Source organism: Paenibacillus sp. BAC0078 (assembly GCF_054483875.1).
Window position 1 is genome coordinate 37,197 of sequence record NZ_JBTLRW010000003.1, and the last position, 15,068, is coordinate 52,264.

Consider the following 15,068-nt stretch of genomic DNA (forward strand, 5'->3'; position numbering starts at 1 on the left):
TAGAGTAGTTTTGAAAAGGACTATCCCCCTATAAAACTACTCTATGCCTTCCTCTTTCCTCCAACGTTTTATAACGTCTGTAAACGCTACTTGCTTCCAAGGTCGCTCCCATTCTTGAGCGAATAATACACTTTGTGACTTGGGTTCAGGAACCGGCTTGTCCATCTTAATAATAGTAGGCATTATTACTGAATCACCGACAATTATGCACTCCCCTGGGCCTAGGTTAGGGAGTATGTCACTAAGATTTTTTGTACTATCTGGCATAAGATTTTTCACAAAACTTTGATCGTTTGGATTTGTTAAACGAAGCGAAACAAAGTTATTACATTGTGCTAATATCGTCTCAGATACTTCTGAAGGTCTCTGACTTACTACCATTATACTTAACCCGTACTTTCGCCCCTCTTTAGCAATACGTTCAATAGACCTTTTAGATGAATTATATTCAGCACCACCATTACGTGGAATATAATTATGTGCCTCTTCGCAAACAATCATTACCGGTATATCGTTAAGCAGATTTTTATCATGCTGAACCTTTGAATAGTGAAAACAAAAATCAAAGACTAGCCTCGCAATTAAACTCACGGTGATACTTAGTACCTCGAATGGCACTCCACTTAGATCAACTATAGTAACATTAGATTTTTTTAGATATCCTAAGAATTGCTTCATAACGTCTTCAAAATCATTAGTTGAGTATAGCCCTCCTCCTTCTTTGGTTGGACTTAAAAGAAAATTCAGTCTTTTATCAGCGAGTTTAGTTTCTAATCTCGATAAAAACCTATTGAATTCTCCATGAAAGGGGCCATTGCTAGCTTTATTAGCAGCAGCCGTTGATTGCGGTACAAATTCATGAGTGCCAGTAAAATAAAATTGTTTTCTATCCCTTATCAATCTATTATCTGTAAATTTTGGGCAGTTCTCTCCCTCAAGCTTACTGATTACTTCTCTATTCATATTTTCAATATAGTTATACACTTCATTGATATCAAAATAGACAGGTGTATCATAGGTAATATCAGTTACAGTAGGATTATGTTTTTCCTTGTTAAAAATAACAGCATTTTTAAACATTGAGATTTGATTATGGGAATTATTTTCGTTACTTTCTATGAATAAAGATTCTAATTCTTCTGAATTCATTAACCAGTAAGGCAGCTTCATCTTTTCCACTGATAAGTTATTAAGTGTAAAATTCTGTTCTTCTGTTAATGTAAATGCAGCAGAATATTCCGAGTGAATGTCAAAGATAATGATGTGCGAGTTCTTTTGTTGCGAGGAATTTATATTCATCGAGTTATTAATACCAACAGCACTTTGTAGTATTTTAGCTACCGCACAAGACTTCCCTGCGCCTGTAGATCCTACAATCGCAACATGTTTGCCAAAAAACTTATCTCCATTTAATTTTACTTGAATATGCTCATTTTGCGTTAATACACCCACTGGAAAGTTATACTCCGCACTTGCGCCAAATATACGATCAAGCAAATCCGCATCCATAATAAATACTGGTTCAGTTGGAACTGGTAGATTTTTGGCACCTCTATAAAAATTACTTTCAACAATAGTTCCTATTGGTTGTGATTCAATTATGAGCTTTAGATCATCATGAATATTGTAATCCATCGCCTTAATATTGTTAATTATACTTACTATAAAATTACTATTTCCATCTGCAATCTTTAAGTACTGACCGACTTGTAGCTTATCCTTGTTATCTTCTAAAGCCTTCAAACTTAATATAGCAACTACAACACAATCGGGCGAGCTTGATAAAACTTTGCCGACCACATCAGTCATAAATATCAGTCATCCCCATAATAAATTTAATTTGGTCAAATTGGCCCAGATTTATATGCTCAACATTTACATCTTGAAAATCGAGTTCAGGTATCGCCTCAGCAAACAAGAAAAAATCATCACCTTTTATTTCATTTAATACTTCGCTAACATTTTCATCGAATCTTAATAGCCTAACTTGAAAATCAGAATAAAATTGTTTTCCAATTTTAGCTCTTACAGGACCAGATAAAAATTTATTTTTGTCGAAGTATTCATCAGTTACTAGCCCATCATTATATTTAATATTTTTCTTATGTAATCTAATTCGAATTTCTTGGAAAACCTCAGGAGAACAGTCTAAGCAGAATAGTGGTGTCTTGTCATGCACCTCCTTAAAATGATATTTATTTACAAAGTCTGACACAAAATTCACTATTTCATCGTTAAACCTACTGATTGACTTTTCGGATAGCAACAAATATCTTGACCTAGAATTCTTATCAAGATTAACTTTCAATTGCTTCCTTCTAGTAATCAGCATTTTATCCAGCGTAAGTAAGGACCTTGTCCATCTTGTTATTGCTATCTTTTTAATATGTTGTAGTTCGCTCAATAAAGTGGATTTCTTTATTACTCTCAGTTCTGATTCATGTAGTATGCTCAATTCAGCAATTTTTTGGATAGCATTAGGATAAAATAAAGTATCAATATCATCTTTATTTAATTGATTTATTTCCATTAAGCTAATGATCTGCTCTATCAAAGTTTGTAAGGGAGCACCAAATTCCAAAGAAAATCGCTCTAGAAATGCTACTGTATCGATTCGACCATTCAATTTAGTTATGAAACGTTGGAATCTTTGATCACGCGATTGAAAAATAGTCTGAACATGTGTCTCATTTAATTCATAATTATTTCCCACAGTTTCGTTTGGAAAATGAGCATACAGCTTATACTCAATATTCATTCCTGGATTATCAAAATAATGTTCCATCATCTGAAGAATAGGTTTGTATACATTACTTAATGTGAAGTTTTGTTCTTCTTCATGATACTTGCATTGAATAGCAGTTGTCGTTCGTGCTGTCATAATTTCGATATCTTCAATAATTCCCTCTATAGAAATAGTTGAATCACTCTCATCTTTCAGAATTTCTACCAGAGTTTTATGAAACTGATAAATAAAACCTTGTATTGTGTAGTCTGCACTTCTAGACAAGTTATACACAACCCATCTTCCTATATTTTCCGTTTTCGTATTTATTGTACACAAAAGTTCCTATTACTGTATATGCATTTTTCGCTAAAATACTAGTTTATTCATCCAAATAAAAAACAGAATAAACAATGTAAAGAATCTTTATACCCATTGCTTTTCTAAAATTACAAAAGGAAAATAACTATGAACCCATATTCCAACAAAGGCTACTGGACTTTCTTAGCCAGCAGCTCAGCCCAGATGGGTCCATTCTCTTTGTCGCCCGCTCAGCGATCAAACTGACTGAAGTCGAAGGATGCGAGCCCAGTAACTAAATTCCAAGTCAAAGTTGCTCAGACCTTTCAGGACAACTCCGGCGTAAATCCCTACTTCGACGGCACCGACCTGTTCGTTACCGTCACCTGAGAAGATATCAACTTTACCCAAATAGAAGATTGGGCCGAGGGGCCAAAACTTGCCGCTACTTGTGGTACGGTTCACCGCGAATGATCTTGAACTAAAAAAACGAAGGCTGTCCCAAGCAGCCATTTCATGGCTTTTGGGACAGCCCCATGCATCCTTAAATTATTTTTCGTAAGATTGAGACGCTTCTTTTAACTGGTCATAGGCTTGCTCCGGAGTGACCTTTTTAAAACTCAGCTGATCCCGGATAAGCACCCAGTCTTTGTCTATAAAGTTCGTCCAGCCGCCTGCTCCGGGAGACCAGGCTTGACCATCCGGCTCTGTAGCGCGGAGAAGTCCTAGACCCACCTTATCCAAATCACTCATGCTCGCTTCCAGGGAAGCGGCAATTTCCTTATTGGCCGGCAGACCACGGAAGGTTTGCAGAATGTTCCCTGCGTCCTGACTATTTACGAACCAGTTAACGAATTTTTTAGCTTCTTCTGCATGCTTGGAATCTTTGGAGACGGCCAGGAACATGGATGGTTTCAGCCATCCGCCTGCTTCTTCTGCACGCGGCATAGTTACGAGCGCATAAGCGCCTGGCTTGATACTGTCCCAAGTACCCAGGTTATTGGAGAAGCTATACCGGAACAGCACTTTGCCTGCTGCCATCAAATCCATTTGCGGATCATTTTCCTTATCGGATGCATTGACATCAGCCGGAGGAACCAGCCCTTCATTGCGAAGCTCCTCAAATTTCTTGGTCCAATCTAAGAAAGTAGCCTGATCGACGTTGAAGTGGCCATCATCCGTAATAACCTGCCCTTTACCCTTAGCGTACTGGTAGGCGGAATACATAAAATAGTTGCCCGCATAGTCCAAGGTAAAGTATTGTCCGCTTGGCAGCTTGGATTTGGATTCCTTGGCTAAAGCAAAGAAATCATCCCAAGTCCAGCCATTTGCCGGATTTGCAATTCCGAGCTTGTCCATAGAGGCCTTGTCATACACCATACCGAACGCTACCGAGCCCAGAGGAACAGCGTATTGCTTGCTGTCACGCTGGCCTCCGGACAGTAATTTCTCATCAAATTTGCTTACATCAACCTCAGGCGCCAGCTCAATCAATTGCTTGCGTGACATCCAGTCCGGCATCCAGCCCGGATCAAGCTGAACGATATCCGGTGCATTATTGGCCGCAGCCTGAGTCGATAATTTGTCCAAATAACCATCCATACCTGAATATTCCGGTTCGAAGGTTACATTCGGATTGTTTTTTGTGTACAAATCCAGCGCAGCCAAGGTTGCCTCATGGCGTGGCTGGGAGCCCCACCACATGATACGCAACTTGACAGGTTCATTGCTTGGTGCAGCCGTTTTGGCAGTGTCAGTGCTAGCAGGCTCTGTAGTAGATCCGGCATTGTTTTTGGTCTCTCCGCCACCTCCACAAGCAGCCAATGTTCCCAGCAAGGCTGTCATGGCCAAGACAGTAAGAGAACGCTTCCATTTCAACATCTTTAACCCTCCTACTTCAACTCTTTATTGTCTAGCTTCAAAGTTATAGTAACAATTATGAGTTGAAGTTTATATGAGGGCAATGCACGATTTGTTTTAAAATCGCCCGGAAATGAGATTGTAGAGCTTAAGCGAATCTACTGGGACGAAACAGTGATACTATCAATATTCGGTCCTTCCGTACCGGTTGTTACCACCTTCACCGTATTGTTCCCGGTACTCATGGGGACCTGGATTGTTTTGTCGCCCCAGGTTGTCCAACTGCCGGTTGCTGCAAAGGCGGCACTGGTGATCACTTTCGCTCCGTTAACATAAACATCCAGATTTCTTGTTCCGGTATCCAGTGCATACCGGAACTTCACATTTTTCGTGCCCGCGGCAGCACAGTAGACACTGTTCCACTGAATGGCTGCATCGGTTGAAGCATTAAAGTTGACATAACCACTACCGCTATAGCCGGAATAGATTGTTTCTACAACGGCGCTATTCAATGTTGTGCCCGTCTCTGCTTCATAAGTGGTGCCGCTTCCAGTGCTGCCGCCAAGTTCACCTACAAAAGTTGTGACACTTTGGGCAGGAAGCTGGGCTGTAAAGGAGCCGTTCGACAAATTGATGGATGCACCGGCTGCAACCTTCCTGCTGGCATCAGTGATCCATGGGGATACGCTCGATGCAGTCCCATTTTGCAGGACAAAGTTCTGGCTTACCGCTGAAGTTCCTTTGTTAATTGCAACAATAACAACCTTGTTGTCACCTTTATAGGCAGAGGTGTAAATGTTGGTATCAGGATTCTTTGTCGCGTCAACCCTTACATATCCGGGACGGATGAATTTCGAGAACTGTGCCATGCTGTCCCCGCGCTTACTGATTGTACCGTCCTCATTCATAGGACCGTATTGTCTGCGGATGTACCACCACACATATGCCTGGAAATTTGCCTCTACCATGGAATTGTGCATATGATAGGCAACCTCCAAGGCCTCAGGCCAGAGATTCGCAGAGTTATTGTTACTATTCGGATAGTACACTTCCGTCATCCAGAGCTCTTTTCCCGCTCCTTTTTGCTCGAACAGAGGATACGGGAAATTATTAAACGAAGTGCCATAGGTGTGAGCACCAAGAATGTCCATATTGGCAAGAGCCTGCGAATCGTTCAAGATAGGGTCTGACATATTTTTCAGATAAGAAAATGACTCAGGCGCTATTACTCTGCAATTGATAGTCCCGGCATAATTTTTCATAAAATTAAGCATTTCTGCTGGGGTCCACCAGGTCCAGGTATGTGCATAGTCAGGCTCATTCTGGACAGAAATCGCATACAGATCCACACCATTATTCTTCATGTATGTGACAAAATCATTAAGATGCTGCGCATACGCGGCGTACTTATCATATCTCAGGCGTTTGGCTGATGTATCTCCGTTGCGGTTGAAGGTCTCAGTCATATCACTTGGAGGATTCCACGGCGAAGCAAACACGATGGCTCCATGCGAAATCGCATTTTTTGCAGTCTCAACTTCTCTATACCAATTGTTCCTATTGTCATCCACATAGATTCTCAGCACAGAAAAACCTAACTGATTCGCACCATTGCCAAAAGCCGTTTCTCTTTGCGCTGCTGTCAAATCTCCAATCCAAGCCGGGAGGTTGATTCCCCCAAATCCGCGGATCACTTGTTTTTCTGCCGATAAGTTAACGGTCACATTACTTGCTGCTGAAGCTTCAGGAGGTGCCGGCACAAGCATTAATGATAGCGCTGTTACACATGCCAATAATAGACTAATTGGTTTTTTCACACGTGAAATCATTCTTTCATCCCCTCATCAAATAATCTTCCCCATAGATTAAAAACTTTGAAAATGTGATTTAAACAACCTGCTCTGACCACCCCCTTTCGTACCAAAGACAAAAAATTGAACCTCCTTTTCAATAATCCTATATACTTGGAATATCCACATTAAATCGCTTACATATCACGGCTGCTGCATACAAAAATACTTGCAATATGCTTCCTTTCATGCTATTATAATGACATTTTAAAGAAATTTTGGAATTTTTTCATTGCGTATTCTGCTATATCTATTGCGCGAACAGATCAGGAGGTTACTCATGAACGAGCCCTTTGAGCTTCGATATGATCCCATAAAAAAAGATCTTCTCTATCTTCACAGGATTACTACATTTAACATGGGTACTTTCTATCACCGGCATGACGCATACGAGCTGTACCTTTTTCTTCGCGGCAACGTCAACTTTTATATTGAGAACAGCTGCTACCATTTGGAGCCAGGCGATTTGCTTGTCATCAACCCGGAAGAAATGCACCGTTCCTTCAGCCTGGATGAATCTGAATATGAACGGATTACCATCAACCTGCAGAAATCTTACCTGCATCGCCTTTCTACACCGGCAACTAATTTATCCGGTTGCTTCGACTTCCGTCCGAAAGGTAAAGGCAATATCGTTCATCTCGACGAGTCTGAGCTAAAGCAGCTTCTACAATTAACCGGTGATCTGGAGGGAGCTCTTGCTTCGGATGCGTATGGATCAGATATTCGGGCGAATAGCTATGTCGCTCAGTTATTAGTGCTGACTAACACTATTTTTCAGAATGCCAGCTTTATCCCTACCGATATCATGCCAGAGCTGGTCCGTAAAACCATGGATTATATCGAAGCTCATCTCGCGCAGGACATCTCGCTTGAACATCTGGCCGCTGCATTTTATCTGAATAGCACTTATATCAGCCGCCAGTTCAAAAAACATACAGGGTTAACGCTTCGTTCGTATATATTGGATCGCCGCGTCTCCCTGGCCAAATCCTATCTCTGCGAGGGTCTCAGCATCACTGAAGCCTGCTATCAATCCGGATTTAGCGATTATGCCAACTTTATCCGCAGCTTCACCAAGATCGCCGGAATCTCACCTGGAAAATTCACCAAAAAAAGCAATTTATAAACTGTAACTGAAGCAGCAGCTAATAAGCGCTTTGTGCAATGACAAGAGCCGTGCGGACAATCCGCACGGCTTCATTATTTTTATATCTATTCAAACAAATCGTCAATCGAACGAATCGTTTTCACTTCAATTGGCTCTTCAGATATCCGCATACATAAATAAGTCCCAATCCATATGACAGCACATAATAACACGTACGCTAACATACTAAATTCTCACCTTCTCTTGTTGGCTTAAGATACGGTTAACTCCCTCTGCGCTCATCAGCATGGTAAGAAGGAACACAAGCACGATAAACGGGAATAAGCCGATACTCACCTGTGTGGCGATTATGCCAACAAGCGGAGGAAGAAACGTCGTTCCCGTATAAGCGACAGCCATCTGAATTCCCATAAGTCTCGCCGAGTTGTCTCTTCCAAACCGGGTTGGCGTTTCATGAAGAAGCCCGGGATAGATAGGGGCGAGCCCAAGGCCAATCAGAATGAATCCAGCAAGGGAAAACGCGTCAGGCAGCGGAAGCAAAAGGATGCCCCCGCCTGCAATAGCAACAAGCTGACCGCACCGGATTAACACACGATTATGGACCTTCAGCGTAATAAAGCCTGTAATCATTCTTCCAATCGTAATCCCGCCATAATATAAAGAAATCCATCCCGCAGCCGTATCTGCTGTGATCTGCTTCGCGCCAACCAAATAACTGGCTCCCCACAGCCCCACCATACTTTCAACCCCGCAATAGAATAAAAAAGTGATCAGGGAAGGCTTGACGCCTTTGATGCGGAGCAGATTGGTTTTTATCTTATCCTCTGGCTGTACTAGAACGGATTCAGCCTGATCATGCTGCATGTCACTTGGTGCGGGCTCAGGCTCATGACTCGCCGCGATACGTTTCCATAGGGGGAGCGTAAGAAGCAAAATTACGACCAGTGTGAACTGAATTACGGCTACTGCTGTATATCCCCCTCTCCAGGAGTTATGATCAGCAATATAGTAGGACATAATAATCGGACCCATAGTTGCTCCTAAGCCCCAGAAACAGTGCAGCCAGTTCATATGATGCGCCTTATAGTTTGCAGCTACATAATGATTCAGCGCCGCATCTACTGCACCTGCGCCAAGACCAAGAGGAATAGCCAATATAACCAGCCACAACATTAAGGGGGCCATAGAAAATCCAAGCAACGCTCCGGCAGTCAGAAAACAACTGATCAGGGTCACTTTACCTGTCCCCAATCGCTCTAGCAAAGTTCCGCTTGCCAGACTGGATACGATCGTCCCTCCGGCTACAACCATTGACAAAATACCGGCAGAGCCAAGTGAAGCTCCCATTTCAGGCCACATCACCGGCCAGGCCGACCCAAGCAGGGAATCCGGAAGTCCCAAGCTAATAAATGCCAGATAAATAACAATCAGCAACCAAGTTGCCATACTCCACCTCCCTCATCATGAATGAATATTTATTGCTGCCGACATATTAAAATAACTTTATAAACTATCTTTATTTAGTATGCGTCTGTATCCTCTCCTTGTCAAGACAAAAGACAGAAAGAAACCCCTACAGTAAAATCCCAGGGGTTCTGCTGATCTTATTTAAATGTCAGGACCGGCTCCAACTCTTTGAGCGTTAGCCAGCGCATGCCTGCCTCAAAATCATTTTGAAAGGTCCCTTGTAAAATCACTTCAGGAAACGACGGCATCGGATGCTGAGTCTGATATTTTTCCCATGCAGTGTTCCAAGTATCTGCTCCCACTCTATCCTGATAGAGCACAATCTTGTCTGGAGCAAGGACGGCATTGACGCTTTGAAGGATCTGGCATACTGCGGCCACAAAAGCTTCCTGACCCATTTCACGATACCAGTCTGGACTCATGGGGAGGAACTTGATTTCTCCGGCCATGCCGTTTTTGCCTTTGACGATTTTTCCATCCAGATAAATCCCCATTCCGGGAGGGTACTTCGCCGGAAAATATATCCCCAGTATGCATTGCTCGTCTTCCAGCTCCTGCTGTGCGCAATACCCGCTTATGGCGGCATTTATATCATTTTCCACCCTAACGGGCAGTCCAAATTGCGATTCAATCTCTTCGCTCATGCGAAAGCCCTTCAGCTCCTGATGACTGCTAACCGTAATTTCACCATTAACGGCTTGTCCAGGAATGCCTATGCCAATCACTTTAATGGAAGGATACAAAGCGAGGAAACGTCCAATCACCTCATGGAAATGCTGACGGTCTAAAGCAGGAATTAAATATTCTTCTTTTTGCAAAATGTGATCTTCCAGGTTAACTACCGCTGCTGCAAAAAATTCCTGGCCCTCCTTCTCCTTCATATAAATGACGAGTGCAAGGCTGAAATCATAATTATAACGATAGGTCAGCGCGGGTCTTCCGCCGTTAGATGGAACAGTCTCATCTTCAAATAACTCTCCAAGGTCATGAAGCTCCTTGACCAGGGAGTTTACTGTAACTACGCTAAGCTTGGTGAGTGAGGCCAGCTGCGGCTTGGTCGCCGTTTCAACACGTTTCATCACTTGGCGCACATGATTTAAATTGATTTCTTTCATTAAATTGGCGTTTGCTTTCTTCATATGGCCTCCCTCTCTATGCACCATTTAGTCCATAATCTGAATAATCCACATAATATGATTTTACATGGATGCCGCCCGCTGTGCCACATTGCCCGTATTGAATACACATTGACAGTTTAATATCATGGTATCTATCATAGTATCTATCGAATATTCACGCATTACAGAGGTGCTGACTATGAATTCTTCGTGTTATGGGTTCAGCGGGCGTTCAATTTGTAGAGGGAACGGTTACAAGCCTCCGAATTCACATAAATGGGGGCCGGGTGTCCGGGATGTATACGCCCTGCATTATATAGCAAGCGGAAAGGGCTATTTGAAGACAGGCCAGGCTACCTTCCCTTTGAAGACAGGCGAAAGCTTTATTATTTTCCCTCATATGGAAGTGTATTATTATCCTGATCCGCAGGACCCGTGGGAGTATTTCTGGATTGAATTTAGCGGTGCAGAAGCATCGCGCCTCATGTCGATGATTAATATTGCGCCTGACCATCCGACCCTGGAGGCATCTCCTCAAGATTTCAAACCCTTGTTCCATATGGTCAAGACCGCCGGAATAGAACCGTTCGAACAAGAGCGTTCAGATGCAGGACTGCATCTTTTATTGTCCTATTACATGGAGTACTACCCTAGTGACCGAGCCTTTCTCACCAAAGACTACGTATTATCAGCAAGGGAATATATTGAAAGCAACTTTTGGAAGCCTTCATTATCTGTTCTGGATGTAGTGGAATTTGTGAAGATTGAGCGCAGCTACTTGTTTCGGTTGTTCAAGGAAGAAAACGGCATATCCATTTCCGGCTATATAACCGCCTTCAGAATTCGGCGCGCCTGCGAATTACTGGAAAATTCTCAGTTATCTATAAAGTCATTGGCTTATTCCGTTGGCTACCAGGACCCGTTATATTTTTCAAAAGCATTCAAAAAAGCAACCTCGTATACCCCAACGCAATATAGAACGGCACACAGCACGGCAAATACTGGCAGTCGGCTTAGCGAAACAGCACACAATTCCCGGATTCCCGGAAATATTTAATCAATTGCTCAATGGGGCCTCGTCCGCATTTCAGCTTCTCGCCAAGACAGTCTATGCATAGGAAGTCTTGAGCGTTTCGCGTAACAAGCTTCAGGTAAATCGCCACATCATCCGTCATTAAGGGAACTCCGCATATTCTGCATGTCCTATTCATGTTCATGCTATTCTTTAGACCAGTTTAGCCCGCACAATCAGGCAATCATGGGCTGGAACTACAGGAGCGTATCTTTCTTTATAAGCGCCGATTTCTCTATGCTCCCAGCAGTCATACAAGGACAGTGATTTACCTGAAGCATAAGGTATTCCCATATCCCAGAATTGCAACGACATTTCCCTTTGACCATCACTTAGATTGAAGAAGCCGATTGCAAGATCGCCGCCCGTTAACACTTTTACCAGCATAAAGACATCATCCGTATGGAACCACTGCGGCTCCGGCTTGATGCGGTAAGCACCGCGGCCTTCCACATCCTGATTAATGGCGATCAGGTCCCGGTTCAGCAGAATATCCTTGGTTTCCTGGTTGGCTTTGCGGATGTCGCTGCCAATCATCAGCGGAGATCCCAGCATGCTCCATAAGGAAAAATGGGTCTTGTACTCCACATCACTGCAACCGCCGATCTGACTTCCAATAAAATCACTGTTGCTGCCTCCGTACATACCGACCACCAGCATATCCATATCATTATGGCAATAGGCTCCTGTGTAGCACGCCTTATCCAGTTGCGATAAAGTTAAATTCTTGATGGACTCCCAGCTATCCTGAATATCCCCTGTGGACCGGTACATATGCGCTCCTGATTCACGAATCCAATGATATACATTGTCCTCGCCCCAATTACATGCTGAGAACAGAATGTCTCTTCCGCAGTTTTTAAGCGCCAGGCTCATTCGTTTGTACAGCAGCTCCCCCGACATATGTCTGGGCTTAAAGCAGTAATCATACTTTAAAAAATCGACGCCCCATTCCGCCAGTGATTCCGCATCCTGAAATTCATGCTCGAAGCTCCCCGGATATTCCGTTCGGAAATTTGATTGGATCAGCGACTAACCTGCCATCCCCGTCCCTTTCCTTCAAGCTCCAGCAGTCATCAATAACAATATACTCATATCCTGCATCCTTGTACCCCTCTGAGACAATGGTATCGGCGGCTTCCCGGATAAGCTGCTCATTAATGTCCCAGGTAAAGGTGTTCCATGAATTCCAGCCCATAGGCGGGGTCAAGCCGAGTTGCTGCTTATTCATAACAATGATTCATCCTTTCAGTGAGCTGCAGATTAGGTGCTGGAACAGCTGGTATATTCTTTATGTATTTAATCATACACAGCTCCACCAGGCTATAGCTTGACGTTGCTTTCACATAGACATTTGTTGCTTTTCTCCAGAAGAAATCAGTCGCTGCCACTGCTCCTTGCCGAGCAATGCCGATTTGTTCATCCTCAATCTGCTTACTGGCCTTCACCCCGTCTTTGAAGCTAAACTCTCTGTCAATCTGCCCCTGCTGACTTTTAAAATTAAGTTAATATTTTAAATTAATATTAAATAATTGAAAAATTGAATTATAACTGTTATTTCATTATGGTTTCATCTAATAATAGATCAATAACTGGTGAGGATCGGTCATTGTTTGAATGAAAACGATAATTTATTATAGTTGCATAGATATGTAAGCGCTATCAATCAACAGCTTCAACAATTTAAAGGGGAGTGAAACGATGCGTAGTCACAGCATGAGAAGTATTTCTTTCAAAAAATTTCTTTATATTTCGCCCTTCATGGTTTTACTTGCTGTCTTTGCATACTACCCGCTCTATGGGTGGGTGTATGCCTTCTTTGACTATATGCCGCCGATTCCCCTGTCACAGGCGCCGTTTGTCGGCTTCAAATGGTTTCATTCCTTGGTCGAAAACCAGGTCAAAGTGGATCAACTGCTGCAGGTCATCAAAAACACGTTTGGTATCAGCGGACTGAGTATCCTTTTCTCCTGGCTTCCCATGTTTTTTGCCATCTTCCTGACGGAGATCAAGGCCGTGCGTTTCCGCAAATTTATACAAACCGTAACCACGCTGCCAAACTTTATCAGTTGGGTATTGGTATACTCCCTGGCATTCTCCATGTTCTCCAGTGAAGGTGCGGTCAACGGCTTTTTGAGCCAAATGGGACTTATTGATTCGCCTGTACTCTTCCTGCAAAACTCGGACCATGTCTGGATTACGATGTGGTTATGGGCTACATGGAAAACATTGGGCTGGTCGGCCATTCTGTATATCGCGGCGATTATGGGAATTGATGAATCCCTGTATGAAGCGGCTTATGTGGATGGTGCGACAAGAATGCAGGTGATTCGGAATGTGGTTCTGCCAAGCATGCTGCCAACCTATTTTGTTCTCTTGATGCTCCAAATTGCCAGCTTCCTTAATAATGGATTGGAGCAATATTTCGTTTTTCAGAATGCATTTAACAAAGACACCATACAGGTACTGGATTTATATGTATACAATCTGGCCATGGGAGGCGGCAGCTATTCCGTTTCCGTTGCTATCAGTATGCTGAAAAGCCTGATCAGTGTTGTGCTTCTCTTTTCTGTAAACGGGCTGTCCAAAATGTTAAGGGGAGAGGGCATCGTATGAGCGACAACCAATTCTCCAAAAAAATTAAAATGCAGGTCAGTGCAACCGACAAACTGATTTCTGTTGCGAACTATATCGTGTTTTCTCTCTTTGCCTTTATTTGCATCTATCCGTTCTACTCGATCATTATCAATACCATAAGCGCAAATGACCTCAGCGCCAAAGGTGAAATTGTATTTTTGCCGAAGCAAATCCATTTCCAGAACTACATTGATGTATTTAAAATACCGGGACTGTGGAATGCATTTGTCATCTCATTGGGGAGAACGGTAATCGGAACCCTTTTGACGGTTGGGGCCTCTGCCTTTTTGGGATTCATGTTTGCTCAGGAGGATATGTGGGGGAAAAAATTCTGGTATCGGTTCACCATTATTACGATGTTTTTCAGCGCCGGAATTATCCCCTGGTACCTGACCATGAGATCCCTGCATCTGACCAACAATTTCCTGGCATACATCCTGCCATCCATCGTAGCCCCGTTTTTCATCATTCTTGTGAAGACGTTTGTGGAATCCACGCCGAAGGAGCTGCAGCAGGCAGCAAGCATTGACGGTGCCGGCACGATCACCATCTTTTACAAGGTTATCTTGCCTATCAGCAAACCGATACTCGCAACAGTCGCCATATTCTCGGCAGTCAACCAGTGGAATTCCTTTCAGGATACACTGCTGCTGGTGACTGACAGCAAATTATACAGTTTGCAGTTTATTCTATATAACTACATCAATCAGGCCAGCTCCTTATCCACCATGGTCAATCTGCAAAATGCCGGATCAACAGCCATGGCAAGTCTGGCCACCAAGCAAACCACCACGTCCATTCGTATGACAGTTACGATTATCGTTGTCGCGCCTATTTTGCTGGTGTATCCGATTTTCCAAAGGTTTTTTGTAAAAGGAATTATAATTGGTGCAGTCAAAGGTTAATTTGCACTATTATGATAAATTAA

The 15,068-nt window shown here is 43.0% G+C and carries 11 protein-coding genes and 1 pseudogene; 4 read left to right on the top strand and 8 right to left on the bottom strand.

Annotated elements, in window-relative coordinates; genetic code table 11:
* Nucleotides 1-36: 36 nt before the first annotated feature.
* From ACX1DY_RS06905 to ACX1DY_RS06920, 4 genes are all read right to left on the bottom strand, one after another.
* Nucleotides 37-1,809, bottom strand: coding sequence for an ATP-binding protein (locus ACX1DY_RS06905; RefSeq protein ID WP_458963466.1), 1,773 nt, complete (start codon nt 1,807-1,809; stop codon nt 37-39).
* A complete protein-coding gene (locus ACX1DY_RS06910; RefSeq protein WP_458963467.1) occupies nt 1,802-3,019 on the bottom strand; it encodes a hypothetical protein in 1,218 nt (405 codons plus the stop codon). The genes ACX1DY_RS06905 and ACX1DY_RS06910 overlap by 8 nt, the downstream gene beginning before the upstream one ends.
* A gap of 555 nt (nt 3,020-3,574) precedes the next feature.
* Complete coding sequence (locus ACX1DY_RS06915) at nt 3,575-4,906, bottom strand: ABC transporter substrate-binding protein (RefSeq protein WP_458963468.1); 1,332 nt, start codon at nt 4,904-4,906, stop codon at nt 3,575-3,577.
* Between the two features lie 137 nt (nt 4,907-5,043).
* Nucleotides 5,044-6,714 (bottom strand): carbohydrate-binding protein, encoded by a 1,671-nt coding sequence (locus ACX1DY_RS06920; protein WP_458963469.1) that lies wholly within the window; start codon nt 6,712-6,714, stop codon nt 5,044-5,046.
* Between the two features lie 301 nt (nt 6,715-7,015).
* Here ACX1DY_RS06920 and ACX1DY_RS06925 point away from each other — a divergent pair, with 301 nt between their 5' ends.
* Complete coding sequence (locus tag ACX1DY_RS06925; RefSeq protein ID WP_458963470.1) at nt 7,016-7,864, top strand: helix-turn-helix domain-containing protein; 849 nt, start codon at nt 7,016-7,018, stop codon at nt 7,862-7,864.
* Nucleotides 7,865-8,071: 207 nt separating this feature from the next.
* On the opposite strand, the gene ACX1DY_RS06930 is transcribed toward ACX1DY_RS06925, so the two are convergent.
* Nucleotides 8,072-9,292: an MFS transporter gene (locus ACX1DY_RS06930; protein WP_458963471.1), complete on the bottom strand. Its 1,221-nt coding sequence runs from the start codon at nt 9,290-9,292 to the stop codon at nt 8,072-8,074.
* Nucleotides 9,293-9,450: 158 nt separating this feature from the next.
* Nucleotides 9,451-10,452: an ROK family protein gene (locus ACX1DY_RS06935; RefSeq protein WP_458963472.1), complete on the bottom strand. Its 1,002-nt coding sequence runs from the start codon at nt 10,450-10,452 to the stop codon at nt 9,451-9,453.
* A 178-nt stretch (nt 10,453-10,630) separates the two neighbouring features.
* On the opposite strand from ACX1DY_RS06935, the gene ACX1DY_RS06940 reads away from it, so the two are divergent.
* A complete protein-coding gene (locus ACX1DY_RS06940; protein ID WP_458963906.1) occupies nt 10,631-11,488 on the top strand; it encodes an AraC family transcriptional regulator in 858 nt (285 codons plus the stop codon).
* Between the two features lie 168 nt (nt 11,489-11,656).
* Here the strand turns inward: ACX1DY_RS06940 and ACX1DY_RS06945 are convergent, their stop codons facing one another.
* Both ACX1DY_RS06945 and ACX1DY_RS06950 read right to left on the bottom strand, forming a co-directional pair.
* On the bottom strand, nt 11,657-12,040 hold the full coding sequence (locus ACX1DY_RS06945; protein ID WP_458963907.1) for a hypothetical protein: 384 nt from the start codon (nt 12,038-12,040) through the stop codon (nt 11,657-11,659).
* Nucleotides 12,017-12,734: pseudogene (locus ACX1DY_RS06950) on the bottom strand (glycoside hydrolase family 27 protein); the annotation flags it as partial. The gene ACX1DY_RS06945 and the pseudogene ACX1DY_RS06950, both read right to left, overlap by 24 nt.
* A 470-nt stretch (nt 12,735-13,204) precedes the next feature.
* Here ACX1DY_RS06950 and ACX1DY_RS06955 point away from each other — a divergent pair.
* Both ACX1DY_RS06955 and ACX1DY_RS06960 read left to right on the top strand, forming a co-directional pair.
* Complete coding sequence (locus tag ACX1DY_RS06955) at nt 13,205-14,119, top strand: ABC transporter permease subunit (protein WP_458963473.1); 915 nt, start codon at nt 13,205-13,207, stop codon at nt 14,117-14,119.
* Nucleotides 14,116-15,045 (top strand): carbohydrate ABC transporter permease, encoded by a 930-nt coding sequence (locus ACX1DY_RS06960; RefSeq protein WP_458963474.1) that lies wholly within the window; start codon nt 14,116-14,118, stop codon nt 15,043-15,045. Before ACX1DY_RS06955 ends, ACX1DY_RS06960 begins: the two co-directional genes overlap by 4 nt.
* Nucleotides 15,046-15,068: the final 23 nt, after the last annotated feature.

Coding starts and splice junctions, on each gene's coding strand:
- ACX1DY_RS06905 (WP_458963466.1), bottom strand. CDS start 1,809: ATGACTGATGTGGTCGGCAAAGTTTTATCAAGCTCGCCCGATTGTGTT.
- ACX1DY_RS06915 (WP_458963468.1), bottom strand. CDS start 4,906: ATGTTGAAATGGAAGCGTTCTCTTACTGTCTTGGCCATGACAGCCTTG.
- ACX1DY_RS06920 (WP_458963469.1), bottom strand. CDS start 6,714: ATGATTTCACGTGTGAAAAAACCAATTAGTCTATTATTGGCATGTGTA.
- ACX1DY_RS06925 (WP_458963470.1), top strand. CDS start 7,016: ATGAACGAGCCCTTTGAGCTTCGATATGATCCCATAAAAAAAGATCTT.
- ACX1DY_RS06930 (WP_458963471.1), bottom strand. CDS start 9,292: ATGGCAACTTGGTTGCTGATTGTTATTTATCTGGCATTTATTAGCTTG.
- ACX1DY_RS06935 (WP_458963472.1), bottom strand. CDS start 10,452: ATGAAGAAAGCAAACGCCAATTTAATGAAAGAAATCAATTTAAATCAT.
- ACX1DY_RS06940 (WP_458963906.1), top strand. CDS start 10,631: ATGAATTCTTCGTGTTATGGGTTCAGCGGGCGTTCAATTTGTAGAGGG.
- ACX1DY_RS06945 (WP_458963907.1), bottom strand. CDS start 12,040: ATGATTGGCAGCGACATCCGCAAAGCCAACCAGGAAACCAAGGATATT.
- ACX1DY_RS06955 (WP_458963473.1), top strand. CDS start 13,205: ATGCGTAGTCACAGCATGAGAAGTATTTCTTTCAAAAAATTTCTTTAT.
- ACX1DY_RS06960 (WP_458963474.1), top strand. CDS start 14,116: ATGAGCGACAACCAATTCTCCAAAAAAATTAAAATGCAGGTCAGTGCA.